This is a genomic window from Lelliottia sp. AC1 (genome assembly GCF_023278595.1).
GTDB lineage: Bacteria > Pseudomonadota > Gammaproteobacteria > Enterobacterales > Enterobacteriaceae > Enterobacter > Enterobacter nimipressuralis.
The window spans coordinates 3,743,728-3,769,021 of record NZ_CP025699.1 but is presented as its reverse complement, the minus strand read 5'-3'; the positions used below and the strand labels follow the sequence as shown (position 1 = coordinate 3,769,021).

Genomic DNA, 25,294 nt, shown 5'->3' with positions numbered 1-25,294 from the left:
GAGAACATGGCTGATTTAGATGACATCAAAGACGGAAAAGATTTCGGTATCGGCACGCCGCAGCAGAACGTGCCCTTTACCCTGAAGGGCTGCGGCGCGCTGGACTGGGGGATGCAATCCCGGCTTGCGCGCATCTTCAACCCGAAAAGCAACCGCACCGTGATGCTCGCCTTCGACCACGGCTATTTCCAGGGGCCGACCACCGGGCTTGAGCGTATCGACCTGTCGATTGCTCCGCTGTTTGCCGAAACCGACGTGCTGATGTGTACCCGTGGGATTTTGCGAAGCACCGTTCCGCCAGCTACCAACAAACCGGTGGTGCTGCGCGCGTCGGGCGGTAACTCGATTCTGGGCGAGCTGTCGAACGAGTGCGTGGCGGTGGCAATGGAGGACGCGCTGCGCCTGAACGTCTGCGCGGTGGCGGCGCAGGTGTATATCGGCAGCGAGTTTGAGCACCAGTCTATCAATAACATTATCAAGCTGGTGGATGCGGGCAATCGCTACGGCATTCCGACCCTGGCAGTGACCGGCGTCGGGAAAGAGATGGCCCGTGACGCGCGCTATTTCTCGCTCGCCAGCCGTATTGCCGCCGAAATTGGCGCGCAGTTCGTCAAAACCTATTTCGTGGAAGAGGGCTTCGAAAAAGTCACCGCCAGCTGTCCGGTGCCGATTGTGATCGCCGGGGGGAAAAAATTGCCCGAACACGAAGCGCTGGAGATGTGTTTCCGCGCCATCGATCAGGGGGCGTCAGGCGTGGATATGGGGCGCAACATCTTCCAGTCCAGCGCGCCGCTGGCGATGCTGAAGGCGGTGAAGAAAGTGGTTCACGAGAACATGAGCGCCCGCGAGGCGTTCCAGTTCTGGCAGGAAGAGAAACAGGGAGAGGTGAAATGAATGTGACGTTAGTGGAAATCAATATTAAACCGGAGCGCGTGGATGAGTTTCTGGAGATGTTTCGCGCCAATCATGAGGGCGCCATTCAGGAGCCGGGAAATCTGCGTTTTGACGTGTTACAGGACCCGCGCGTCAAAACCCGGTTCTTTATCTACGAAGCTTACAAAGACGAAGAGGCGGTGCTGGCACATAAGAAAACGCCGCACTATCTGGCCTGCGTGGAGAAACTCGAAGCGCTGATGTCGGAGCCGAGGAAGAAGCGGAGCTTTGTCGGGTTAATGCCGGCGTAAAAATCGCCGGAGGCACTGCGATTTACCCGGCCTACCGATTGCGTAGGCCGGATAAGTGCAGCGCTATCCGGCGAGAGAGTGGTCGTTACGCCTCTTCCACACTCACCCTCATTGCCGCCAGCGCCTTGCGGGCCGCTTTTAATACGGCCTCGCACTGCTCAATGGTCAGCGTCAGCGGGGGTTCGATACGGATGGTTTTCGAGTTGTTCAACGTTCCGGCCACCAACACGCGCTGGCGGAACATCTCGCTTGCGAAGTTGTAGCCGATTTCGTTATCCACAAACTCGATGGCCATCAGCATCCCTTTGCCGCGTGCATCCTGCACCAGATCCGGGTATTCACGCCCTAACTGCAGGAAACCGTCCAGCAACATATCGCCTTTCTGCTCCGCCTGCGCGGGCAGATTCTGCTCCAGCAGCACGTTGATGGTGGCCAGCGCGGCCGCACAGGCCAGCGGGTTACCGCCAAAGGTGGTGGTATGCAGGAACGGATTATCGAACAGCACCGAGAACACCTCTTCGGTGGCAACGGTGGCACCAATCGGCATCACGCCGCCGCCGAGGGCTTTCGCCAGGCACAGGATATCCGGCTGCACGTTCTCATGCTCGCAGGCAAACATCTTGCCGGTGCGCCCCATTCCGGTCTGCACTTCATCCAGAATCAGCAGCGCGCCAAACTCGTCGCACAGCTTACGCACCGCAGGCAGATAGCCCTGCGGTGGCAGGATCACTCCGCCTTCGCCCTGAATCGGCTCGAGGATCACCGCAGCCACGTCGTCGCCGGTTTTACGGCACTCGGAGAGCACGGTACGCATCGCGTTGATATCACCGAAAGGCACGTGGCGGAAACCCGGCAGCAGCGGCATAAAGGGTTTGCGGAACGTCGATTTTGCCGTTGCCGACAGTGCGCCCAGCGACTTGCCGTGGAACGCGCCCGTGGTCGCGATAAAGGTAAATTTCCCGCGCGGCGACTGGTACGCTTTGGCGAGTTTCAGCGCCGCTTCGACCGACTCCGTGCCGCTATTGCAGAAGAAGCTGTATTTCAGTTTGCCGGGCGTTAACGCTGCCAGCGTTTTCGCAAGCATGGCGCGAAGTGGGTCGAGCAGCTCCTGGCTGTGAAGGGGTTGTTTCTCGAGTTGATTCTGTACGGCGGAAACCACAGTTGGATTACGGTGCCCCACGTTGAAAATTCCAAAACCACCCAGGCAATCTATAAACTCCTGTCCCTGGGTGTCGACAAGCGTATTTAGACTTCCCGCTTGCCACTCTACGGCTCCGTAATCCCCGCCAGCGGTAACAGATTTTCGGTACTCTAAAAATCCCGGATTCACATGTTCTTTAAAGTAATCAATCACCTCTCGATTAAGTTGTTTCATCTCCTCATGGTCAAGCGTTCGCTTTTCGATGAGATTCAGTGCGTGCGCGGTACAGGCGAGAGCCGAGGCGCTGGAAGGTAACCTGTTCAAAATGAGCTCCGGGGGATCGCGTATCACATGATACTGAATTAATTATTGCAGGGATTACGCCACTTCCCGTGACTTAACGAAAATCGGGATAAATGCCAGGTCAACATAATGTTGTGCAAAATTTAATCGTGCCGGACGAAAAGATACGCGCTTTGCCGCTGGGCTATCTGGCCTGGCGACTGCCCTGGAATTCGTCAATTGCACCCTTGTAGTGCATGGTTTGCCACTTAAGGAGGCGTTAACTGGTGAGCATTTATGGGTAATTTCTTTGCGAAAGTATTTGAAATCAATCAATTAGAAATGCGTACAAAAAGTGCGGTTTAACTGCAATTTGCGATCTCGATCGGATTTAACAACTAAAGATAAATTATTTACCGCCGAAAAAAGATAAACCCACAAAATTAACATTCAAATAACCTGCAAGGGATGCCCATCATGTCCGCTCAACCGTATGTCACTCAGAATGAATATCCTCTGAACGACGATACCACCCTCATGTCCACCACCGATCTCCACAGCCACATGACCCACACCAACGACACCTTCGTGAAAGTGAGCGGCTACCAACTGGATGAACTTCTGGGCCAGCCGCACAATCTGGTGCGCCACCCGGATATGCCTAAAGCGGCCTTTGCCGATATGTGGTACACGCTGAAACAGGGCGAGCCATGGAGTGGAATTGTGAAAAACCGCCGTAAGAATGGCGACCACTACTGGGTGCGCGCCAACGCCGTGCCGATGGTGCGCGGCGGAGAGGTGACGGGCTACATGTCGATTCGCACCCGAGCCACGGCGGAGGAGATCGCCGCAGTCGAACCGCTGTATAAAGCCCTGAACGAAGGGCGCTGCAATAAACGTGTACATAAAGGGCTGGTGGTGAGTAAGGGCTGGCGCGGGAAATTACCGGCGATGCCGCTGCGCTGGCGGGTGCGTGGCGTGATGGCAGGCCTGTTTGTGGCACTGGCTGCCACGCTTATTGCCACTCATGCGAGCTGGGCGGCGCTGGGCGCGAGCGCGCTGGTGATGCTGCTGGGCACTCTCCTGTTCGAGCAGCAAATCGTGCGCCCGATAGAGAATGTGGCGCGTCAGGCGCTCAAAGTGGCGACCGGCGAGCGTAACAGCGTTGACCATCTGAACCGCAGCGATGAGCTGGGGCTGACCCTGCGCGCGGTCGGACAGCTGGGGCTGATGTGCCGCTGGCTGATCAATGATGTTTCCAGCCAGGTGGTAAGTGTGCGCGATGGCAGCGACCGACTGGCGAAGGGCAATGAAGATCTCAACGATCGCACCCGCCAGACGGTCGAGAATGTGCAGCAGACCGTGACGACGATGAATCAGATGGCGGCGTCGGTGCAGAGCAACTCTGAAACCGCAGCGGCGGCCGATAAACTCTCGATAGTGGCGAGTGACGCGGCAGCGGAAGGGGGCCACGCGATGCAGACCGTGGTGAAAACCATGGATGATATTGCCGACAGCACCCAGCGAATTGGCTCCATCACCAAGCTTATCAACGATATTGCCTTCCAGACCAATATTCTGGCGCTGAACGCGGCGGTTGAAGCGGCGCGTGCGGGCGAGCAGGGTAAAGGCTTTGCCGTGGTGGCCGGAGAGGTGCGTCATCTGGCAAGCCGCAGCGCCAGCGCCGCCAACGATATTCGCAAGCTGATTGATGCCAGCGCCAGCAAGGTGCAGTCGGGCTCCGATCAGGTTCACGCCGCCGGGCGCACCATGGACGACATCGTGGAGCAGGTGCAAAACGTGACGCGCCTGATTGCCCAGATCAGCCACTCGACCTCCGAGCAGGCGACCGGTCTGTCTGATCTGACCCGTGCGGTTGCCGAACTGGATGACATCACGCAGAAAAACGCCGATCTGGTGGAAGAGAGCGCCCGCGTCTCGGCGATGGTGAAGCACCGCGCCGGACGTCTGGAAGATGCGGTCACGGTTCTTCATTGATTCAGTAACGTTCAAGAAAAAGCCCGCTTGTTTCAGCTGAAATAAGCGGGCTTTTTTATTCCCGGCGTTGTAATTATATTTACGCTGAAATGTTAATTTTATATTAAATAACTAAAGTAATTGACTCAGTTATTTATCCCCACCTAAGCCAATTTACCCCAACGCTATTTCAAAAATCACCTGTCTGACGGTTAAGTAACGATCGATGGCGCGTTATTAATAGATTCAGCCTATCCATTGCAGTGGTTATGAAATATAAAAACGATCAAAGTCATAAAGTTAGCGTGAAAGTTACCGATAACGCTGATCGTCTGAGAAATAATCACATCGATGGAGTATATATGTTCTTACATGACGTAAAGATCGGCACAAAATTATTTCTGGCCTTTGGATTCTTAATTGTTCTGATGGTGGTGAGTGCCAGCCTGTCGCTCCTGAGCCTTAATCGGGCAAATAACGGGATGCAAACCATCATTACCCACGATTACCCGACGACGGTAAAAGCCAATCAGTTAATTGATAACTTCCAGGAATTTGTTAGCACTCAACAGCTCATGCTGCTGGATGAGCAGGGCAAGTATGCTGCCCAGTCGCAGCAGCGGCTGAAAGCGATCAGCGAACAGATTACCGTCATTCTGACTGACCTGAATAACTCCCTGAAAGACGCAAAATCGCAACAGATCCTGACCGGCATCCGCGACGTGCGTCAGCAGTATCTCGACTCCCGCTATCGGATTTTGCAGGCCGTGCAGAACAACGACCGCGCGGGGGCGATCCAGGAGATGATGACCCACACCGTGGATCTGCAACAGGCTTACAAGGCCAAAGTGCAGGAGCTGATCGCGGTGCAAAACAGCGAAATGCAAAGCGCCGGAAAGCAGGTGGACGGCGATTTCAACACCAACCGCTTGCTGCTGGTGATCCTCACCGCGTTTAGCGTGCTGATCGGCAGTACGATTGGCTGGTTTATCGTGCGATCCATTACCCGTCCGCTGGGCGAGGCGGTGGCGTTTGCTGAAGCCATTGCTGAAGGCGATTTAACCCGCAACATCACCACCCGCACGAAAGACGAAACAGGCTTGTTGCTGCATGCCCTGATGGAGATGAAAACCCGTTTACTGGAAATTGTGCAGCAGGTGCAGTCTGGCTCGGAAAATATCTCCAGCGCGGCGGCGCAGATTGTGGCGGGGAACCAGGATCTGGCGGCGCGTACCGAAGAGCAGGCCAGTTCCGTAGAACAAACTGCGGCTTCGATGGAACAGATCACCGCTACGGTGAAAAATACTGCGGCACATACGGGTGAGGCGACGAACCTCTCCGCTGATGCGGCGAGCGTGGTGAAAAACAACGGCGAGATGATGAAGCAGGTGACGCAGAAAATGCGCCTGATTAACGAAACCTCTAACCGCATGTCGGATATCATCAACCTGATCGATGCGATTGCCTTCCAGACGAATATTCTGGCGCTGAACGCAGCAGTTGAGGCGGCGCGTGCCGGTGAGCATGGGCGCGGTTTTGCGGTGGTGGCCGGAGAAGTGCGCCAGCTGGCGCAGAAAAGCGCTTCGTCTGCCAGCGAGATCCGCCAACTGATCGAAAGCTCAACCAGTCAGACCCAGGACGGGATGAACCTGGTGGAAAAAGCGAGCGGGCTGATTAACGGCATGGTCGGGAACGTGGAGGAGATGGACGTCATTCTGCGTGAGATCCGTCAGGCGAGCCACGAGCAGACGGAAGGCATCTCGCAAATTAACAGCGCGATTGGCCTGATTGACTCCACCACCCAGCAGAACTCTGCCCTGGTGGAGGAGTCGGTAGCGGCAGCGGCCTCGCTTAACGATCAGGCGATGCACCTGAAAGAGCTGGTAAAAGTGTTCCGCGTGCGCGAGGACGTGCTGGCTTAATCCAGCTGGGAGATCTCCAGCGCCGCGCGGTCGATCACGCCGATGATCTGTTTGAGCTGCGCGTCGCTGATCTCCCCCTGATTCACTCTCAGGTCGAGAACCGCTTTGAAATTATCCAGCGCCCGCTTCATCTGCGGGTTTTTACGCAGCTGGAAGCCCACGCAGCGCGCTTTAATACGTGCCTGAATGTGTTCCAGATGTTCCTGATTTTCGTCAAGCCATTGCTGCCCGGCAACGGTGATCGCAATCTTCCTGCGCCCGCCTTCCTCTTCCGAAATGGTAATAAACGCCTGATCCTGCAAGAAATCGAGGGTCGGATAGATCACGCCCGGGCTGGGGGTGTAGTTCCCCTGAGTCATGCTCTCAATCTCTTTAATCAGTTCGTAGCCGTGGCTGGCGTTACGGGTCAGAATCTCCAGAATCACCAGGCGTAGCTCGCCGTGGCCGAAGAAGCGCTGACGTCGTCCACCGCCGCCGCCGTGATGGTCTGAGCCGCGGCCATGATGGTGATGGTCTCTATCGAAATCGTCGTGGGAATGTCGCATCGGTTTTCTCCTTAATTTGATATATCTAATTTATATCTAAAGTTATCGGATTAGCAATGTTGTTTTCTGTGTTTGTGATATCTATATGAATTTATGTAATTTAATTATGAATTGGTGTAGCGAGAAATCCTTGTGATAGCTATATCAAAAAAAGACTTGCAATCTCGTTTGTTAGCAATCATTATCATTTAAAATTAATTTAGATATATCGTATTCACTTCACGAAGGCATAAACATGACATCGACCCGCTACCCACAACGTGTACGCAATGAACTGCGCTTTCGCGAGCTGACCGTGCTCCGCGTTGAGCGTATAAGTGCTGGCTTTCAACGTATCGTCTTAGGCGGCGACGCGCTGGAGGGCTTTAGCTCAAAGGGTTTTGACGACCACACTAAAGTCTTTTTCCCGGCGCCGGGCGCGACCTTTGTCCCGCCGGTAGTCACTGACGAAGGCATCGACTGGGGCGACGGTGTGCGTCCTATGGCGCGTGACTACACGCCGCTGTACGACGAAGCACGCCACGAACTGGTGCTCGATTTCTTCGTGCACGATGGCGGTGTCGCCAGCAACTGGGCGGTGCAGGCGCAAGAGGGCGATAAACTGACGATCGGCGGTCCGCGCGGATCGCTGGTTGTGCCCGAAGATTACGCCTGGCAGCTGTACGTGTGTGATGAGTCAGGAATGCCTGCGCTACGTCGCCGTCTGGAGGCTATCGCACAGCTACCGGTTCGCCCGGAGATTCACGCAGTGGTGACCGTGGGTGACGAAGCGTATAAGGACTATCTGGCGCATCTGCGTGATTTCAACATCACCTGGATTGTCGGGCACAGCGAGCAGGCGGTGGCGGATCGACTGGCGACGTTGAACGTGCCTGCGGGGGATTACTTTATCTGGCTGACCGGGGAAGGGAAGGTGGTGAAAAACCTGGGCCGCCAGTTTGAGACCGACGCGATTGATCCACAGTTGGTGCGTGCCAGCGCGTACTGGCACGCGAAGTAATCAGGCCACTTCGTCGAGCTGCGCTGCGTTCACCTGATGTTCAAGCGCGGCGCGCACGTCGTGCAGCGCTTTCTCCTGCTGGGCAAAATAGGACTCCATATTGCTCAGCGAGGAGACCAGCAGCCAGGACTCTTCTTTTTCCAGCTCTGCCAGTTCGTTCACTAATGTGTCAATTTGCTCGCGTACCTGCGCCATTTTTTTGCGAATACGTTCCAGATCGTTCAGGCGGTCGCTTGCCATTAGCGGCTCAAAGCCCTGCTGCAGACGCGCAACCAGCGAACGAATGGCTTTCACATCGCCGCGCTGTTTGGCCTGGTTGAGCTGCACCATCATGGTGTTGGCTTCTTCTTTCAGATCGTCCGCCACCAGATCCGGGTGGCAGAGCTTACTGGCCTGACGCCAGAGCCGTTTCAGCTCGTTCTGATCCTCTTCCGACAGATCTTTGCCTTTGCGCAGACGCACTTCAGCATCGTGGTGCTGCTCGCGGTATTTCTCGTACTCTTCGTTGGCCTCGTCCCGCGCCTGACGCGCTGGCTCCTCTTCGCGCGTTAAGCCCATTTCCAGCTCTTGCGCCTCGGCCAGCAGATTGGCAATCAGATCGCTTTGCTGCTGCAGATGCTTACGCGCTTCGGCGGCCTGCACGGAGTCGGCGGGCAGGGCGCGCCAGCGCTGAGTCAGCGTCGCCAGCACTTCTACGGCCTGCGCCATATATTGCTGGCAGCGGCGATAATCCTCTTCACGACGACGCGCCTCCGCCTGCTGGCGACGCAGGTTCAGCTCCGCCAGGGTTTTGCGCAGTTGCAGGATTTGTGACATCAGCGGGCCAAGGCGGGAGAAATAGAGATCGTTGAACTCGTCGAGCTGCTGCACGCGGGCGTTGCGGCGGTCAATCAGATCGCGCAGACGCTCTTCTAATGCTCTCAATTCGAGTTTGCTGGCAGCCACCTGCGGGTCGCGCCACTGGGTCAGTGAGCGCTGACTCTGCAACCAGGCAGTGATGGCAGCCATCGCTGCCGTGTAGTTCTTATTCTCAAGCGCCGCGACGATCGCCTGTAGCTCATCGTCAAACGCTTCACTTTTCAGCCGTGCCAGCTGACTGTAAATGATGTCGTCATCTTCCAGTTCAATGGCATTTTTTATGATTTCTAGCCGCTTGATCGGTGTGCTCATGATGCCTTTCGCTTTAGCGCTTAAGTATTTGAGTTAAGGTTAGTTGTGGTAAGAGCTACAGGAAATAATACACACGGATGATGATCGGCGCGACGAGGGATTTCTTTAGTTTTAGATGTTTGTGAGGGGGTTAATGGTTCGGGTGTGTGGATTGTGCAATGCTTTATGAATGTACCGGAGCGCTCAAGGGTAAGAGAGGGTTTCCGGTGCCGTGACAATCTCTTTGAATTTCCGATCAATTTCAGGCCCTGGTAAAGCGTCGTTACCAGATGGTTAATTTTAAGGATAAGAGTATGCCAACAGTCATTGAGAAAGCATTGGATTTCATTGGTGGTATGGACACTTCCGCGTCAGTGCCGCAGTCGATGGACGAAAGTACCGCGAAGGGAATATTCAAGTATTTGAAAGAGTTGGGTACACCAGCCAGCGCCGCTGATGTGATGGCGCGCGGCAGCCAGGAGGGATGGGATCCGGACTTCACCAATAAAGTCGCCGGATGGGCTGAGAAAATTAACTCAACTGACCATGTCGTTATCAAGAACCCTGAATACTTTTCTGCGTATATGCAGGAGCAACTCCGGGAGCTCGTGTGAGTTATCCACGCCGCTGATTCATGAATCCTGAAAAAACTAAGGGCTTACGTTTTGGCGTAAGCCCTTTATGTTTGGTGGCCCCTGCTGGACTTGAACCAGCGACCAAGCGATTATGAGTCGCCTGCTCTAACCACTGAGCTAAGGGGCCGTGGCGGTGAATTATAAAGTAACTCCCTGCTGCAATCCAGCCATTCCCTCCTGCCTGCTGTTTTTATAAACAACGCATTATCAATCCTTTATACTAACTACAAGATACATTCATCGGGGAGTGAGATGATCAACGATATTCTGGCACCGGGGCTGCGGGTGGTGTTCTGCGGGATCAACCCAGGCAAGTCTTCCGCCCATACGGGTTTTCACTTCGCCCATCCGGGAAATCGTTTCTGGAAGGTCATTCATCAGGCAGGATTCACCGATCGGCTGCTCAAGCCTGAAGAGGAGCAGCATCTGCTGGATACCCGCTGCGGGATTACCATGCTGGTGGAGCGCCCGACAGTCCAGGCTACAGAGGTGAATCTGCATGAGCTGCGTAGCGGCGGGCGGGAACTGGTGAAGAAAATAGAAGATTACCAGCCTTCGGCGCTGGCGATCCTTGGCAAGCAGGCGTATGAGCAGGCCTTTAGCCAGCGCGGGGCGCAGTGGGGCAAACAGAGGATTACGATTGGCATGACGCAGGTGTGGGTACTACCAAATCCGAGTGGGCTGAACAGGGCGACGCTCGACAAGCTGGTCGAAGCCTATCGCGAACTCGATGAGGCGTTGATGGTGCGAGGGCGCTAGGGGGTTGTGGTTCTGCTGTGCTGAAAAAGGACGAAAAAAAAGCTCCCGGTTGGGAGCTTTTTACTTTTCAGGGCCGATTAATCGTCGAGGAAGCTACGCAGAACTTCAGAACGGCTCGGGTGGCGCAGTTTGCGCAGGGCCTTCGCTTCGATCTGACGAATACGTTCGCGGGTAACGTCGAACTGTTTACCCACTTCTTCCAGCGTGTGGTCGGTATTCATATCGATACCGAAACGCATACGCAGGACTTTCGCTTCACGCGCGGTGAGGCCCGCCAGAACGTCGTGAGTGGCAGCACGCAGGCTCTCGGTAGTCGCAGAGTCCAGCGGAAGCTCGAGGGTAGTATCCTCGATGAAATCACCCAGATGCGAATCTTCATCGTCGCCGATTGGCGTTTCCATGGAGATAGGCTCTTTGGCAATTTTCAGCACTTTACGGATCTTGTCTTCTGGCATCAGCATGCGCTCTGCCAACTCTTCTGGCGTCGGCTCGCGGCCCATCTCTTGCAGCATCTGACGGGAGATACGATTGAGTTTGTTAATCGTCTCAATCATATGCACCGGGATACGGATGGTGCGCGCCTGATCCGCGATAGAGCGGGTGATCGCCTGACGGATCCACCAGGTTGCGTAGGTGGAGAACTTGTAACCACGGCGGTATTCAAACTTATCAACCGCTTTCATCAGACCGATGTTACCTTCCTGGATCAGATCCAGGAACTGCAGACCACGGTTGGTGTATTTCTTCGCGATAGAAATAACCAGACGTAAGTTAGCTTCAACCATCTCTTTCTTCGCACGACGGGCTTTCGCTTCGCCGATGGACATGCGACGGTTGATATCTTTAACCTGCTCGATAGTCAGGCCGGTCTCTTCTTCGATTTGACGCAGTTTCTGCAGGCCGCGCTGAACATCATCAGCCACGTCGTGCAGTTTTTCAGACCAGGGTTTGTTCATCGCGATAGCCGCGTTGAACCAGGTTTCGCTGGTTTCGTTGCCGGTGAACAGAGTGATGAAGTTCTTTTTCGGCATTTTGCACTGTTCAACGCACAGCTTCATGATGATACGTTCCTGAGTACGAACGCGGTCCATCATGACGCGCATGCTGTTCACCAGGTAGTCGAACTGTTTCGGCACCAGGCGGAACTGTTTGAAGACTTCAGACAGTTTCTGAATCTCGGCCTGAGCGGCGGCATGGCTGCGGCCTTTGGCTTTGATGGTGTCGCGAGCCAGTTCGTACTGGGTACGCAGTTCGCCAAACTTCTCGCGTGCCAGCTCAGGATCGATGCTGTTGTCGTCATCGCTGCTGTCATCGTCGCCGTCTTCTTCCTCTTCGTCTTCGTCATCATCCATCTCTTCCTGAGACAGTTCAGAACCGACGTGGGTCGCGGTTGGCGCCAGATCTTCTTCAGCATTCGGATCGACAAAACCGGTGATCAGGTCAGAAAGACGCGCTTCTTCGGCTTCGACGCGATCGTACTGCTCAAGCAGATAGGTGATCGCTTCAGGGTATTCGGCAACGGAGCACTGAACCTGGTTGATCCCATCTTCGATGCGTTTCGCGATGTCGATTTCGCCTTCGCGGGTCAACAGTTCAACGGTGCCCATTTCGCGCATGTACATGCGCACCGGGTCAGTGGTACGCCCGATTTCAGACTCAACGCTGGACAACACCTGTGCAGCGGCTTCTTCTGCATCTTCGTCGGTGTTGTTGGAGTTTTCAGCCAGCAACAGATCATCGGCATCCGGTGCTTCTTCCATCACCTGAATGCCCATGTCGTTGATCATTTGGATGATGTCTTCGATTTGATCTGAATCGACGATATCTTCCGGCAGATGGTCATTGACCTCGGCATAGGTCAGATAGCCTTGCTCCTTACCACGTTGGACAAGAAGTTTCAGCTGTGACTGCGGGTTTTGCTCCATAAGACGGTATCCACACTTAATTCGTTTAATTGGTGTCGGCGGTGTCGCTGCCAACCTTTGAAGCGAGGGCGTACTTATATTTTTGCCGCTGCCTCTCAGTGCGGCTGCCGGGGGCTTCCCGATCGATATTCGGCACTTAAGCCGTTAAATGCTGCATCCTTCACGTTGTCTCTGCTTTGATACAACGTGAACGGTTTTTGTTCAGTTTATTTCTTCGCCAGTTCCTGATTTAACATCCAGAGTTCCCGGCGCTCTTCGCTGCTTAAGCCATGTGTACGCTCGCGAGCAATTAGCTCTTCCTGGCGCAGTTCAAGCATCGAATCAAACATATGGTTGAGTGAGTCGGTGAACGTTTTTTCTGCAATGTCCTTATCAGCTATATCGTCCCACATCGACAGTTTTTCAAGGGTGGCGGCCTCTTTTGTGCCGCGATAGTGCTCTAACAGTTGGCCGGTAGTCAGACCTGGTTGCGACAGACACGTGTTGACCAGTTCTGAAAATAAGCCAAGTCCTGGCAGCTTTTCATGGTTCAACCCCGCGAGCGGCGGCACTTGCGGCGCCAGCTCAGGGTTTTGCACCAGTAACCCTATCAGTATACGCATGGTTGTGCGTTTTAGCTGTGGCGCGGGGCGAACCGCACCGCTTTCAGCCAGTTTAGGCATTAAACGTTCAAGCTGACTGTCATCCAGAATGCCGAGCTTGTTGCCGAGCTCCTGGCGCAGGTAAATGCGCAGCGTTTCGCCCGGAACCTGAGAAATCAGCGGCAGTGCCAGCGTGCTCAGCTGGGCGCGTCCGTCTGGCGTGCTCAAATCCACCTGCGGCATCAGGCTGTTGAACAGAAACGTGGAGAGTGGCTGAGCCTGCTCCATCCGCGCTTCAAACGCCGCTTTGCCCTCTTTACGCACCAGCGTATCCGGGTCTTCACCGTCGGGCAGGAACATAAAGCGCAGCTGGCGCCCGTCGGTCATATAAGGTAGTGCAGTTTCCAGCGCACGCCAGGCGGCATCGCGTCCGGCACGGTCACCGTCATAACAACAGATGACGTTATTCGTCGCCCGGAACAGGAGCTGAATGTGGTCGGCGGTGGTGGACGTTCCCAACGACGCAACCGCGTAGTTGATGTCGTACTGCGCCAGCGCGACCACGTCCATATAGCCTTCGACCACCAGTAAACGCCGGGGTTCAGCGTTATCCTGCTGGGCTTCATAAAGGCCATACAGCTGGCGACCTTTGTGGAAAATATCGGTTTCCGGGGAGTTGAGGTATTTCGGCATGCCGTCACCCAGCACGCGTCCACCAAAACCAATTACCCGGCCTCGTTTGTCGCGAATGGGGAACATCACCCGCTCGCGGAAACGGTCATAGCTTCGTCCCTGATCGTTTGTCACCAGCATGCCGGCATCGATCAGAGATTTACGATCTTCGCTATTGCCACCAAAACGCTTTAATACGTTGTCCCAGCCGGGCGGGGCGTAACCAATAGCGAAACGCGCAATCACATCGTCGCTCAATCCGCGCTGTGTCAGATACTGACGCGCAGGTTCAGCTGCATGTTGCTTAAGAGACTGTTGGTAAAACGAATTCAGACCGTCCATCAGCTGGTAAAGCGTTTGTCGTTGATGGCGTTCTATCTGACTCGGACCGCTGCCTGCTTCGTAAGGCACTTCAAGGTTGTGCATCGCCGCCAGTTCTTCGACGGTTTCCACGAACTCGAGCTTGTCGTAGTTCATCAGGAAATCGACAGCATTCCCGTGCGCGCCACAGCCAAAGCAGTGGTAAAACTGTTTTTCACCGTTAACGGTGAAAGAGGGGGTTTTTTCGTTATGGAACGGACAGCACGCATGGTAGTTCTTGCCCTGCTTTTTGAGCTTTACCCGCGCGTCGATAAGATCGACGATGTCGGTTCTGGCCAGCAGGTCATTGATAAATACGCGTGGAATTCGTCCAGCCATAGGCCCCGTAAAATTACACCTTATCCCTCAAGCTGCTTCTGCGTTGGCTGCGCTCGTTCACCCTGCCACTTACTGATGTAAGCGCTGAGGATTCACTCCCTTGCCGCCGTGATGCGTCTTGAATGATTTTGTGTATTTGCTAACGCATAAACGAAAATAAGCCGCGCATTCCTTCCGGAAGCACGGCCTTACGACTATAACTCAGTCTGACCATTGAGGGCGTGTGCCCTCAACAGATTAGTACAGACGAGTACGGCGTGCGTTTTCGCGAGCCAGTTTCTTCGCGTGACGTTTCACAGCAGAAGCTTTAGCGCGTTTACGTTCGGTAGTCGGTTTTTCATAGAACTCACGACGACGAACTTCCGCCAGAACACCTGCTTTCTCGCATGAACGCTTGAAGCGACGCAGTGCTACGTCGAACGGCTCGTTTTCACGTACTTTAATTACCGGCATGTAACTCTCACCTTTGATAAATTCGGTTTGCCGCTGGCATCGGCGCCAGCTTATTTCAAAATGGTGCGGAATTTTACTGCAACTCATGCTGCTTTGTAAAGCACCAATGCCGTTTTTGAACGGGACTTTTGTAAGGGGTAAGAGTATACACGAACTCACCCCTCAGGGTATACATCGACCCGCATTCGCCCTACACTGCGCGGTACAGAAAAGAGGTAAATTAAGCCATGCGTGTACTGGGTATTGAAACATCCTGCGATGAAACCGGCATCGCCATTTACGACGACGAAAAAGGTCTGTTAGCCAACCAACTGTATAGTCAGGTGAAATTACACGCTGATTACGGCGGAGTGGTGCCGGAGCTGGCGTCGCGCGACCACGTGCGTAAAACAGTTCCCCTGATTCAGGCGGCGCTGAAAGAGTCCGGTTTGACCCCAAAAGATATCGATGCGGTTGCCTATACTGCAGGCCCGGGTCTGGTCGGTGCGCTGCTGGTTGGTGCCACCGTAGGGCGTTCGCTGGCGTTTGCGTGGGATGTTCCGGCGATTGCGGTTCACCACATGGAAGGGCACCTTCTGGCACCGATGCTGGAAGAGAATCCGCCTGAGTTTCCGTTTGTGGCGCTGCTGGTCTCCGGCGGTCATACCCAGTTGATCAGCGTGACCGGTATAGGCGAGTACGAACTGCTGGGCGAGTCCATTGATGATGCCGCCGGTGAAGCTTTCGATAAAACCGCCAAACTGCTGGGCCTGGATTATCCGGGTGGCCCAATGTTGTCGAAACTGGCGTCTCAGGGCGTTGAAAAACGTTTTGTTTTCCCGCGTCCGATGACCGATCGCCCTGGGCTGGATTTCAGCTTCTCAGGCCTGAAAACGTTTGCGGCGAATACCATTCGCAACAATGAAAATGACGATCAGACTCGCGCTGACATCGCTCGCGCCTTCGAAGATGCAGTGGTGGATACCCTGATGATCAAGTGCAAACGCGCGCTGGATCAGACCGGCTTTAAGCGCCTGGTGATGGCGGGGGGCGTGAGCGCTAACCGTACGCTGCGCGCGAAGCTGGCGGAGATGATGCAAAAACGTCACGGCGAAGTGTTTTACGCGCGTCCGGAATTTTGCACCGATAACGGCGCGATGATCGCTTACGCGGGCATGGTGCGTGCGAAAGCAGGCGCGACGGCGGATTTGAGCGTTTCTGTGCGCCCACGCTGGCCGCTGGCGGAGCTGCCTGCGGCGTAAGTGTCTGTCTTGCCCGGTGGCGCAACGCTCACCGGGCCAACAAATATGCGGCCTGCAATGCCTGCGAATCCCGCTTAAACCTTCAGCATCCCTTTCACTTCTAAAAAATCTATAATCTTCGCTAACCCGTCGCCTGCTTTCAGGTTGGTAAAGGTCCACGGGCGTTCACCGCGCATCCGGTTTGTGTCGCGCTCCATCACCTCAAGAGACGCCCCGACGTACGGCGCCAGATCCGTTTTATTGATCACCAGGAAATCCGATTTAGTGATCCCCGGCCCCCCTTTGCGCGGGATCTTTTCCCCTTCGGCAACGTCAATCACATAGATCGTCAGGTCCGCCAGCTCCGGGCTAAAGGTGGCGCTCAGGTTATCGCCGCCGCTTTCAACAAAAATCAGATCCAGATTGCCAAACTTCTCGCTCAAGGCCTCAACGGCGGCGAGATTCATGGAGGCATCTTCACGGATCGCAGTATGCGGGCAGCCACCAGTCTCCACGCCGACAATGCGATCCGGCTCCAGCGCTCCGGCTTCCGTCAGGATGCGCTGATCCTCTTTGGTGTAGATATCGTTAGTCACAACGGCGAGCTGGTAGGTGTCGCGCATCGCTTTGCACAGGGATTCCAGCAGAGCGGTTTTACCCGACCCGACCGGGCCACCCACGCCCACGCGCAGGGGATGTTTGTATTCAGCCATAAAAAATCCTCAGGATCGGAATAACCGTGAATATTGTGTTTCGTGACGCGCAGAGGCGATGGCCGAGAGCGGCGTCGCCGCCCCCAGCTCGTCATCGCTGCGCTCCCACGCCTGACCGAGCTTTGCAGCAAAATGGTCGCTCAATTCGATAATCAACTGCTGCGCGGCCTGCTGTCCGAACGGCACCAGTTTTACGCCCGCCATGACGGCGCTCTCCATCCAGCTGTAGCCAAGGCTCAACGCTAACGCCTGGACGTCAATGTCCCAGCGCACACCGAGCCACGCCATGCCGCACAGCTGGCTGCTGGAAAACAGCGGTAACCACTCGGGCGGGCAATCCGGCTCCCAGCTCTTAATTAGCCGGGTAAAGGCCGCGCCGCGATTGCGCTCTTCCTCACGCAGCTCACGCGTTTCGCGGCAGGCGAGCAAATACGCCGTCCAGCGTTTTGCGGCGGCAATGTCGTGCTGCTCACAGGCGCGGTACAGACGGATAAACAGCGGCAAATCGACGCACAAAAAGCTCCGCTCCATCTGCTGAATTTGCCACTGCCTGAACTCAGCCGCGGTGGAAATCCAGCCCGCTTCCACCGCCCACTCCAGCCCCTGGGACCAGGTGAAAGAGCCGACCGGCAGACTGCTGCTGGAGAGCTGCATCAGGCGTAACTGCTGGCGGTTGTGCTCCATTCCTTCATAGCACCTTAATGGGAATGCGCATGCGCATGACCGTGGGTTTCGCTGGCATAGGCCCCGGCTTCCGGTTCAAACGGCAGATGAGCAAAGGTCACGTCGAGATCGAACTGGCGCAACATGTCATCGAGCACGTGATCGTGGTGGTAGCGCAGCTCGCCGGGCATGATTTGCAGCGGAACGTGACGGTTGCCGAGGTGATAACAGGCGCGCGCGAGCAGATAGGGATCGGCGCAGCGCACTACCGATACGGACTCCGGCGCGGCAATCACTTCGATCACTTCCAGACCGTCGTCGGTGGTGAGCAGATCGCCGCCTCTTAGCAGCAGCCCGCGTGGCAGCATCAGCCCCGCTTCGCGCCCGTCGTTCAGCGCCACGCGGGCGCGGCTTTTCACCCGCACATCAATCGGCAGCGTGACGCTTGCGGTGACCGGGTGCGGGTGATCAAGGCGTTGGGTTAAGTAGATCATCATCTCTCCTCAGAACAGGAAATAGCGTTGCGCCATCGGCAGGACATCTGCCGGTTCGCTGGTTATCAGTTCACCGTCCACGCGCACCTCGTAGGTTTGCGCATCCACGGTGATATTCGGCTGCAGGCTGTTGTGGATCATGTCGGCCTTTTTCACCGTCCGGCAGCCTTTCACCACGGCGATGGCGCTTTGTAAGTTAAGTTGCTGCGGGATACCGCCGGTCGCTGCGGCCTGGGAGACAAACGTCAGCCGCGTGGCGTGGCGTGCGGCGCCCAGCGAGCCAAACATCGGGCGATAGTGCACCGGTTGCGGCGTGGGAATCGATGCGTTGATATCCCCCATCGGCGCACAGGCGATCATTCCGCCTTTAACGATGGTGGCGGGTTTAACGCCAAAAAACGCGGGTGACCAGACCACCAGATCCGCCAGTTTTCCCGCTTCAATCGAACCGACCTCGTGGGCGATCCCATGGGTCAGTGCCGGGTTAATGGTGTACTTGGCGACATAGCGTTTGACGCGGAAGTTGTCGTTCTCCCCGGACTCTTCCGCCAGCGGCCCGCGCTGCACTTTCATGCGGTGCGCCACCTGCCAGGTCCGGATAATCACTTCGCCCACGCGGCCCATCGCCTGGGAGTCTGAAGAGGTCAGCGAGAAAGCGCCGATATCGTGCAACACATCTTCGGCGGCTATGGTTTCCCGGCGGATACGTGATTCGGCAAAAGCCACGTCCTCGGCGATATCCGGGTCGAGGTGATGGCAAACCATCAGCATATCGAGGTGCTCGTCGATGGTGTTAACCGTGTACGGCAGCGTCGGATTGGTGGAGGAGGGCAAAATATTCGGGTGCGCGCAGGCGGTAATAATATCTGGCGCATGGCCGCCGCCCGCCCCTTCGGTATGGAAGGTGTGAATGGTTCGCCCGCCAATCGCCGCCAGCGTATCTTCGACAAAGCCCCCTTCGTTCAGCGTGTCGCTGTGCAGCGCCACCTGAATGTCCATCTCTTCGGCAACCTCCAGCGAGCAGTTGATCGCCGCAGGCGTCGAGCCCCAGTCTTCGTGGATTTTCAGCCCGATAGCGCCCGCTGCAACCTGTTCGCGCAGGGCGTCGTGATTAGACGCGTTGCCTTTGCCCAGCAGGCCGATATTCACCGGCAGGGTATCGGCGGCCTGTAACATTCGCGCGATATACCACGGCCCCGGCGTGCAGGTGGTGGCGTTGGTGCCTGCCGCGGGGCCGGTTCCGCCGCCTATCATGGTGGTGACGCCGGAGACCAGCGCCTCTTCCGCCTGCTGCGGACAGATCCAGTGAATGTGGGTGTCGATCCCGCCGGCGGTGACGATCTTACCTTCGGCGGCGATCACTTCTGTCGCCGCGCCAATCGGGATCGTCACGCCGGGCTGGATATCCGGGTTCCCGGCTTTGCCGATGGCGAAGATTCGGCCATCTTTGATGCCGATATCCGCCTTCACGATCCCCCAGTGATCGACGATCAGCGCGTTAGTCAGCACCAGATCCACGCACGCCTGCGCCGTCATCTGCCCCTGGCCCATGCCGTCGCGGATCACTTTTCCGCCACCAAATTTCACCTCTTCGCCGTAAATCGTGAGATCGTTTTCCACCTCAATCCACAGTTCGGTGTCGGCCAGCCGCACTTTATCGCCCGTGGTAGGGCCAAACATATCGGCATACGCCTGACGCGAAATCTCAGCCATTGTGGTCCTCCAGTTCGCCCATCACTTCCCCGCGAAAACCGAAAATGCGCTGCCCCCCTGCGACCTGTACCAGCGTCACTTCGCGCTTTTGCCCCGGTTCGAAGCGCACCGCAGTGCCCGCCGGAATGTTAAGGCGATAGCCTTTTGTGAATTCGCGATCGAATTTCAACGCCGGATTCACTTCGTAAAAGTGGTAATGCGATCCCACCTGAATCGGTCGATCGCCGTGATTTTCGACGATCGTGCGCTGGGTTTTGCGCCCCACGTTAAGGGCGATCTGGCCGGGTTTAATCTGATATTCGCCTGGGATCATCGGTTTCCCCTCACAGGATCGGGTTGTGAACGGTGACGAGCTTAGAGCCGTCCGGGAAGGTGGCTTCCACCTGAATATCCGGGATCATCTCCGGCACGCCCTCCATGACCTGCGCGCGCGTCAGCACATGGCGACCCGCTTCCATTAGCTCCGCCACGGTTTGCCCGTCGCGCGCCCCTTCCATAATGAAGGCGCTGATCAGCGCGACCGATTCCGGGTAATTAAGTTTGACGCCACGTGCGAGGCGGCGCTCCGCGACCAGCGCGGCGGTGAACAGCAACAGCTTGTCTTTTTCTCTGGGAGTCAGTTCCATAGGATTCTCTTAGGTCTGCCAGATTCGGGGGGCGTGAGGCGCTTTAGCGGTAACCTGCGGTCGCAGGTATTGCCAGATGTCGCGCATCGCCTGCTGGCAAATCAGGTTGTCGTGAGAGAGAAAACGCACCGACAGCAGGCCATCGGTGAGCGTTGCTCCGGCAAAATTCCCAAGGGCTGCCAGCCGTTCGCGCACGCCGTCCAGCAAAGCTTCGTTTGCCGGATAACAGAGCAGGGTGCCTGTCCACGGATGAGTCGCCACCGGCGTGAGATCGCCGTCGCGCAGGTGCTGACGTTCCACGAGCAACGGTTCATCGTCGAGCCACACCTCCAGCCGACTTTCCAGGGTGCCATGGCTGAAGGTTTCACCGATCACCGGACGGCCCAGGCACAGCAGCTCCCACGCCAGCAGGGTACTGGAGTGATGCAGATGGAACACCGAACGAAGCCGGGCGTCAGCGCCGGGGAAAAAAATCGTGTCCTGCGGCAGCCACTCAAGCGTTGCCTGCTCCTCAACATAAAAATGCTGATTAAGATGCGCCTGTGCGCCGCTGCTACGGTAAAACTTGCTGGCACCCGGCATGGTGATCAGCGCATGGCTGTTCGCTGCCAGCTGGACTGAAATATCGAGCGAATCGCCGCCGACAATGCCACCGGGCGGGTGCAACAGATAGAGATGGCAGGTTTCGTCTTCGGGATAAAACGGACGTTGAACGGTAAGGGGGCCGATGTGTCGCGCCGAGTGCAGGACGGTTTTTTGAGGGGTGTGGCGAAACTGCAACGCAAGCGACGCCTGCCAGCCTTTATACGCGTTATCAGTCACCTGGGTTGCTAACATGCTGCATCCATCCGCTCGCTATTTTCTGCTTCAGTATGCCCTGGCAGAAATGAACCCTGTCATATGAGTCGCTTATGGATAGATGAAAAAAAACCGGCTCATTTCTGAGCCGGTTTCTGGAATTCTCGTTGTCCGAACTACTGCGGATCTTTTTTCTTTCTCTTAAATCGGGTCCAGATTTTTGTTTCCTGACGGCGCCACAGACGCTGAATGTTGTCGTGATGACGCAGGAGAATCAGGCAGGAGAGCATGGAGACCGGGAAGGTGAACTGGGGTTTAAACCACCAGACATAGAACGGGGCGATCAGCGCACTGACAATTGCGCCCAGCGACGAGTAGCCGCTCAACAATACGCTCAGCAGCCAGGTGCCAGCCATCACGCCGGTCAAATCCCAGCCGATGGGGGCGATTGCGCCAAACGCAGTGGCGACGCCTTTGCCGCCTTTAAAACCAAAGAATATCGGCCAGATGTGGCCCAGACAGGCAGCGATGGCGATAAGCCCCAGCCAGAACGGCGTGACGCCCAGCGCATAGGCGCCCCAGACGGGTAACATCCCTTTCAGAACATCAAAGATCAATACCGCTACGGCTGCTCCCTTGCCGCCAATTCGTAATACATTGGTCGCCCCTGGATTCCCGGAACCGCTGACGCGAGGGTCAGGCAATCCGGCGATGCGGCAGACCAGAATGGCGCTGGAGATTGAGCCGCAAAGGTAAGCGAGGAAGATCATTCCAGGCGCGATTGCACTCATAACGCTGTTCCGTTTTGAAAATGTATCTGTATTCTCTGCATCTGTGGATAATACGCATAATTCGCCGGAAGTGGTATCCGGTTTAGCCAAAAAGCAGGCAGGTCGTGATGGATATTGTATTTATAGAGCAACTTTCGGTAATCACCACAATTGGTGTTTACGACTGGGAACAGACCATCGAGCAGAAGCTGGTGTTCGATATCGAAATGGGCTGGGATAACCGCCTGGCCGCAAAAAGTGATGATGTTAAAGACTGCCTGAGCTATGCGGATATTAGCGAAACGGTGGTGAAGCATGTCGAAGGGCAACGTTTTGCGCTGGTGGAGCGCGTGGCGGAAGAGGTGGCCGAACTGCTGTTAAGCCGTTTTAATTCGCCGTGGGTGCGCATTAAACTCAGCAAACCGGGGGCCGTGGCGCGCGCGGCGAACGTCGGCGTGATCATTGAGCGTGGCAAAAATCTTAAAGCAAAGATTTAACGTCATAATCGCTAAACCATTTTCGGTTATACCGGTCTTAAAGCTGTCTCTTTCACGGCGTCCATTGAGGTTCGCCGTTTTTTACATTTTTAGAAGGGTTAATAGATGAGCGATGTACACTCGCTGCTGGTGGCGGCAATACTGGGTGTGGTCGAAGGATTGACGGAGTTTTTGCCCGTTTCCAGTACCGGACACATGATCATTGTCGGTCATTTGCTCGGCTTTGAAGGCGAAACGGCAAAAACGTTTGAAGTGGTCATTCAACTGGGTTCCATTCTGGCCGTGGTGGTGATGTTCTGGCGTCGCCTGTTCGGTCTTATCGGCATTCACTTTGGCCGCCCGCCGCAGCACGAAGGCGAAGGGAAAGGGCGTCTGACGCTGATTCACATCCTGCTTGGGATGGTTCCGGCGGTGGTGCTGGGGCTGGTTTTCCACGACACGATCAAATCGCTGTTTAACCCGATTAACGTGATGTATGCGCTGGTGGTCGGCGGCGTGCTGCTGATAGCGGCGGAACTGCTGAAACCCAAAGAGCCGAAAGCGCCGGGTCTGGACGATATGACCTACCGCCAGGCGTTTATCATCGGCTGCTTCCAGTGTCTGGCGCTCTGGCCGGGCTTTTCCCGTTCAGGGGCGACCATTTCCGGCGGGATGCTGATGGGGGTGAGCCGCTATGCGGCGTCCGAGTTCTCATTCCTGCTGGCGGTGCCAATGATGATGGGTGCCACCGCGCTGGATCTCTATAAGAGCTTCCACTTCCTGACGGTGGGTGACATTCCGATGTTCGCCGTGGGCTTTGTGACCGCGTTCCTGGTCGCGCTGGTGGCGATCAAAACCTTCCTGCAGATCATCAAACGTATCTCGTTCATCCCGTTTGCGATCTACCGCTTTATCGTCGCAGCGGCCGTTTACGTGGTCTTCTTCTAAGCCACTCACTGCCCTCAGTCTTTTGGCTGAGGGCAACGCGTTTCCTTCCAGTCCGTTACCGCCTGAATCCGCCGTTTCGTTAACTCGTCGCGGATTGCCGGGCCTTTAAATCCGGCTTCAACCACGTCTTTCGTCGGCACCGCTCTGGCGATCTCCCACGCTTCGCGCAGCAAACGTCCTTGCGGATAGTCGCAGGCTTCAAAGCCGGTGCGCCCACGTACGTCTGCTTCGCTGGTCAGGGCGATCTGCTCCACGCGCTGCGGTTTTCGCCACGCGTCAATGCTGTCGAACAGCTTCACGATGGTGGCCGGTTTGAGGATCGGGAAGGTGTGGATCAGGTCGTGGAATTCAGCGACCAGCTTCGCCAGATCGCGGATCTCATTGGGCACGCGCAGGCGCTGGCAAATATTGTCTACCAGTTTGACGCCCGCCGGGCCGTGCCCGTGATGGCGCGGCCAGAGCGCTTTCGGCGTTAATCCTTTGCCCAGATCGTGACAGAGCGTCGCGAAACGCACATCCACGTCCGGGCTGAGCATCGCCGCCATGCTTAACGTCATCAGGGTATGAACGCCGGTATCGATTTCCGGATGCCACTTCGCCGGAGCCGGGACGCCAAACAGGGCGTCGATTTCCGGGAACAGCACCTTCAGCGCGCCGCAGTCGCGGAGCACCTGGAAAAAGACCTGCGGATTGCGGGTAGTAAGGGCGTTCTCCGTCTCTTTCCAGACGCGTTCCGGCGTGAGATGTTCCAGCTCGCCCGCGTCGGTCATGGCGGTCATTAAGGCCATGGTTTCGTCGGCAATACGGAAGCTCAGATGGGCATAACGGGCAGCGAAGCGCGCCACGCGCAGGACGCGCAGCGGATCTTCAGAGAAGGCCGGGGAGACGTGGCGTAAAATTCGGTTGTGCAGATCGTTCTGGCCGCCGTAGGCGTCGACGATATGACCGTCGTCGTCCTGCGCCAGGGCGTTAATCGTCAGATCGCGGCGCAGCAGATCCTGCTCGAGCGTAACGTCCGGCGCGGCATAGCAGGTAAAACCGGTGTAACCAAAACCGGCTTTGCGCTCCGTGCGCGCCAGGGCGTACTCTTCGCGGCTTTTAGGGTGAAGAAACACAGGAAAATCGCGGCCTACCTGCTGGTAGCCCGCGTTAAGCATCTCTTCTGGCGTGGCGCCCACCACGACCCAGTCTTTATCTTTGACCGGCAGACCTAACAACGCATCACGAACCGCACCACCGACCAGATAAATCTTCACGCCGTAAACTCCCCAATTCTCTTTTCACCTGATAATACGTAAGTATGGTGAATAAGACGAATTAGTTCATCCAGCGATCTTTACGCTTACGGCTTGGGATCAGATGTGGCAGAACCAGACCGAGTACCAGACCTACGCCCAGCACGCCGCCGCCATACATAAACCACTGCATGATGATGGTGCGCTGTTTGTCATCGAGCTGCAGATTGGCGGCGCTCACTTTTTTCTGCGCCACAATCAGCTCGTTTTTAAGCTTCTGGTTCTCTTCTTTCAGGCCGTTGATCACGCTGTCACTCTGGGCCACTTTCTGCTGCATTTCAGCCGTGCGCTGGTTCCAGGTGGTATCGATATTAGTCAGCTTATCGGTCAGGGTTTTCACCTGATTTTCCAGATCCGGCACGCGGGTGCGCAGGCTCGGCACGGTGCTCAGCTCTTTCAGCGGGATCCATGAAGTACGGCCGGTACTGTCGCGCACCTGACCGTAATTACTGTCCTGATTTGTTTGTAACAGAACCACTTCCTCGCCGGCATTCACCGTACCCACGAGGCGATAATTATCTCCAGGGCCGCTACGTACCCAGGTGTTCAATTCGTCGGAAACATAACGTTTCTCTTCAGCGTGGACCGCAGTCGCGGCGCTGAAAGCAAGTAAAGTCAGTCCAATCAGGCGTAATTTAAGCATCATTAGTCGTT

Annotated in this window: 26 protein-coding genes and 1 tRNA gene; 10 read left to right on the top strand and 17 right to left on the bottom strand. The window is 56.0% G+C overall.

The features are described from left to right. Positions 1-6: 6 nt before the first annotated feature. Complete coding sequence (gene lsrF / locus C0560_RS17825; RefSeq protein ID WP_100778830.1) at positions 7-894, top strand: 3-hydroxy-5-phosphonooxypentane-2,4-dione thiolase; 888 nt, start codon at positions 7-9, stop codon at positions 892-894. Further along, positions 891-1,184 (top strand): (4S)-4-hydroxy-5-phosphonooxypentane-2,3-dione isomerase, encoded by a 294-nt coding sequence (gene lsrG / locus C0560_RS17820; RefSeq protein ID WP_123428306.1) that lies wholly within the window; start codon positions 891-893, stop codon positions 1,182-1,184. The genes lsrF and lsrG overlap by 4 nt, the downstream gene beginning before the upstream one ends. Before the next feature lie 85 nt (positions 1,185-1,269). Here the strand turns inward: lsrG and ygjG are convergent, their stop codons facing one another. Beyond that, positions 1,270-2,649, bottom strand: coding sequence for a putrescine aminotransferase (gene ygjG / locus C0560_RS17815; RefSeq protein WP_181826894.1), 1,380 nt, complete (start codon positions 2,647-2,649; stop codon positions 1,270-1,272). Between the two features lie 435 nt (positions 2,650-3,084). Here ygjG and C0560_RS17810 point away from each other — a divergent pair, with 435 nt between their 5' ends. Next, positions 3,085-4,605: a PAS domain-containing methyl-accepting chemotaxis protein gene (locus C0560_RS17810; protein WP_123428308.1), complete on the top strand. Its 1,521-nt coding sequence runs from the start codon at positions 3,085-3,087 to the stop codon at positions 4,603-4,605. Between the two features lie 341 nt (positions 4,606-4,946). Next, entirely contained in the window at positions 4,947-6,506 is a 1,560-nt protein-coding gene (locus tag C0560_RS17805) for a methyl-accepting chemotaxis protein (RefSeq protein ID WP_123428871.1), read from the top strand. Here the strand turns inward: C0560_RS17805 and C0560_RS17800 are convergent. Next, on the bottom strand, positions 6,503-7,051 hold the full coding sequence (locus tag C0560_RS17800; protein WP_231275955.1) for a PadR family transcriptional regulator: 549 nt from the start codon (positions 7,049-7,051) through the stop codon (positions 6,503-6,505). The genes C0560_RS17805 and C0560_RS17800 overlap by 4 nt on opposite strands. A 235-nt stretch (positions 7,052-7,286) precedes the next feature. Here C0560_RS17800 and C0560_RS17795 point away from each other — a divergent pair, with 235 nt between their 5' ends. Next, complete coding sequence (locus C0560_RS17795; protein ID WP_248859200.1) at positions 7,287-8,051, top strand: siderophore-interacting protein; 765 nt, start codon at positions 7,287-7,289, stop codon at positions 8,049-8,051. On the opposite strand, the gene C0560_RS17790 is transcribed toward C0560_RS17795, so the two are convergent. Then, on the bottom strand, positions 8,052-9,221 hold the full coding sequence (locus C0560_RS17790) for a DNA repair protein (RefSeq protein WP_248859199.1): 1,170 nt from the start codon (positions 9,219-9,221) through the stop codon (positions 8,052-8,054). It abuts the gene before it with no gap. A 269-nt stretch (positions 9,222-9,490) separates the two neighbouring features. Here C0560_RS17790 and C0560_RS17785 point away from each other — a divergent pair, with 269 nt between their 5' ends. After that, the gene (locus C0560_RS17785; protein WP_123428316.1) at positions 9,491-9,814 is read left to right on the top strand and encodes a DUF1889 family protein; all 324 of its coding nucleotides are present in this window, start codon (positions 9,491-9,493) and stop codon (positions 9,812-9,814) included. 72 nt (positions 9,815-9,886) lie between these two features. On the opposite strand, the gene C0560_RS17780 is transcribed toward C0560_RS17785, so the two are convergent. Further along, positions 9,887-9,962, bottom strand: a tRNA-Ile gene (locus C0560_RS17780). Positions 9,963-10,087: 125 nt separating this feature from the next. Between C0560_RS17780 and mug the strand changes: the two genes are divergently transcribed. Then, positions 10,088-10,594 carry a G/U mismatch-specific DNA glycosylase gene (gene mug / locus C0560_RS17775; protein WP_100778871.1) on the top strand — a complete coding sequence of 169 codons (507 nt, stop codon included), beginning with the start codon at positions 10,088-10,090 and terminating at the stop codon, positions 10,592-10,594. A 77-nt stretch (positions 10,595-10,671) separates the two neighbouring features. Here mug and rpoD read toward each other — a convergent pair whose 3' ends face one another. The 3 genes from rpoD to rpsU all read right to left on the bottom strand — a co-directional run bounded on the left by rpoD (position 10,672) and on the right by rpsU (position 14,924). After that, positions 10,672-12,519, bottom strand: a complete 1,848-nt coding sequence (rpoD, locus tag C0560_RS17770) for an RNA polymerase sigma factor RpoD (protein WP_100778872.1) — start codon at positions 12,517-12,519, stop codon at positions 10,672-10,674. A 206-nt stretch (positions 12,520-12,725) separates the two neighbouring features. Beyond that, the gene (gene dnaG / locus C0560_RS17765; protein WP_100778873.1) at positions 12,726-14,471 is read right to left on the bottom strand and encodes a DNA primase; all 1,746 of its coding nucleotides are present in this window, start codon (positions 14,469-14,471) and stop codon (positions 12,726-12,728) included. A gap of 237 nt (positions 14,472-14,708) precedes the next feature. Then, on the bottom strand, positions 14,709-14,924 hold the full coding sequence (gene rpsU, locus C0560_RS17760; RefSeq protein ID WP_001144069.1) for a 30S ribosomal protein S21: 216 nt from the start codon (positions 14,922-14,924) through the stop codon (positions 14,709-14,711). A 227-nt stretch (positions 14,925-15,151) separates the two neighbouring features. Here rpsU and tsaD point away from each other — a divergent pair, with 227 nt between their 5' ends. Next, positions 15,152-16,165 carry a tRNA (adenosine(37)-N6)-threonylcarbamoyltransferase complex transferase subunit TsaD gene (gene tsaD, locus C0560_RS17755; protein ID WP_248859198.1) on the top strand — a complete coding sequence of 338 codons (1,014 nt, stop codon included), beginning with the start codon at positions 15,152-15,154 and terminating at the stop codon, positions 16,163-16,165. A gap of 74 nt (positions 16,166-16,239) precedes the next feature. On the opposite strand, the gene ureG is transcribed toward tsaD, so the two are convergent. From ureG to plsY, 8 genes are all read right to left on the bottom strand, one after another. Next, positions 16,240-16,857, bottom strand: a complete 618-nt coding sequence (gene ureG / locus C0560_RS17750) for an urease accessory protein UreG (protein WP_102104800.1) — start codon at positions 16,855-16,857, stop codon at positions 16,240-16,242. 9 nt (positions 16,858-16,866) lie between these two features. Beyond that, a complete protein-coding gene (locus tag C0560_RS17745) occupies positions 16,867-17,541 on the bottom strand; it encodes an urease accessory protein UreF (RefSeq protein WP_107702816.1) in 675 nt (224 codons plus the stop codon). A gap of 14 nt (positions 17,542-17,555) precedes the next feature. Further along, positions 17,556-18,014, bottom strand: coding sequence for an urease accessory protein UreE (gene ureE, locus C0560_RS17740; protein WP_100778877.1), 459 nt, complete (start codon positions 18,012-18,014; stop codon positions 17,556-17,558). 9 nt (positions 18,015-18,023) lie between these two features. Next, positions 18,024-19,727 carry an urease subunit alpha gene (gene ureC / locus C0560_RS17735; RefSeq protein ID WP_100778878.1) on the bottom strand — a complete coding sequence of 568 codons (1,704 nt, stop codon included), beginning with the start codon at positions 19,725-19,727 and terminating at the stop codon, positions 18,024-18,026. Continuing rightward, positions 19,720-20,040: an urease subunit beta gene (locus C0560_RS17730; RefSeq protein WP_123428400.1), complete on the bottom strand. Its 321-nt coding sequence runs from the start codon at positions 20,038-20,040 to the stop codon at positions 19,720-19,722. The genes ureC and C0560_RS17730 overlap by 8 nt, the downstream gene beginning before the upstream one ends. Before the next feature lie 10 nt (positions 20,041-20,050). Next, entirely contained in the window at positions 20,051-20,353 is a 303-nt protein-coding gene (locus C0560_RS17725) for an urease subunit gamma (protein WP_039031754.1), read from the bottom strand. 9 nt (positions 20,354-20,362) lie between these two features. Then, complete coding sequence (locus C0560_RS17720) at positions 20,363-21,190, bottom strand: urease accessory protein UreD (protein WP_123428402.1); 828 nt, start codon at positions 21,188-21,190, stop codon at positions 20,363-20,365. A gap of 137 nt (positions 21,191-21,327) precedes the next feature. Beyond that, positions 21,328-21,942 (bottom strand): glycerol-3-phosphate 1-O-acyltransferase PlsY, encoded by a 615-nt coding sequence (gene plsY / locus C0560_RS17715; protein WP_100778881.1) that lies wholly within the window; start codon positions 21,940-21,942, stop codon positions 21,328-21,330. Positions 21,943-22,049: 107 nt separating this feature from the next. Here plsY and folB point away from each other — a divergent pair, with 107 nt between their 5' ends. After that, positions 22,050-22,418, top strand: coding sequence for a bifunctional dihydroneopterin aldolase/7,8-dihydroneopterin epimerase (folB, locus tag C0560_RS17710; RefSeq protein WP_102104794.1), 369 nt, complete (start codon positions 22,050-22,052; stop codon positions 22,416-22,418). Positions 22,419-22,523: 105 nt separating this feature from the next. After that, on the top strand, positions 22,524-23,345 hold the full coding sequence (gene bacA / locus C0560_RS17705; protein ID WP_100778883.1) for an undecaprenyl-diphosphate phosphatase: 822 nt from the start codon (positions 22,524-22,526) through the stop codon (positions 23,343-23,345). Between the two features lie 14 nt (positions 23,346-23,359). Here bacA and C0560_RS17700 read toward each other — a convergent pair whose 3' ends face one another. Continuing rightward, a complete protein-coding gene (locus C0560_RS17700; protein ID WP_107702818.1) occupies positions 23,360-24,601 on the bottom strand; it encodes a multifunctional CCA addition/repair protein in 1,242 nt (413 codons plus the stop codon). Positions 24,602-24,662: 61 nt separating this feature from the next. Beyond that, positions 24,663-25,283: a TIGR04211 family SH3 domain-containing protein gene (locus C0560_RS17695; protein WP_100780817.1), complete on the bottom strand. Its 621-nt coding sequence runs from the start codon at positions 25,281-25,283 to the stop codon at positions 24,663-24,665. Positions 25,284-25,294 lie beyond the last annotated feature (11 nt).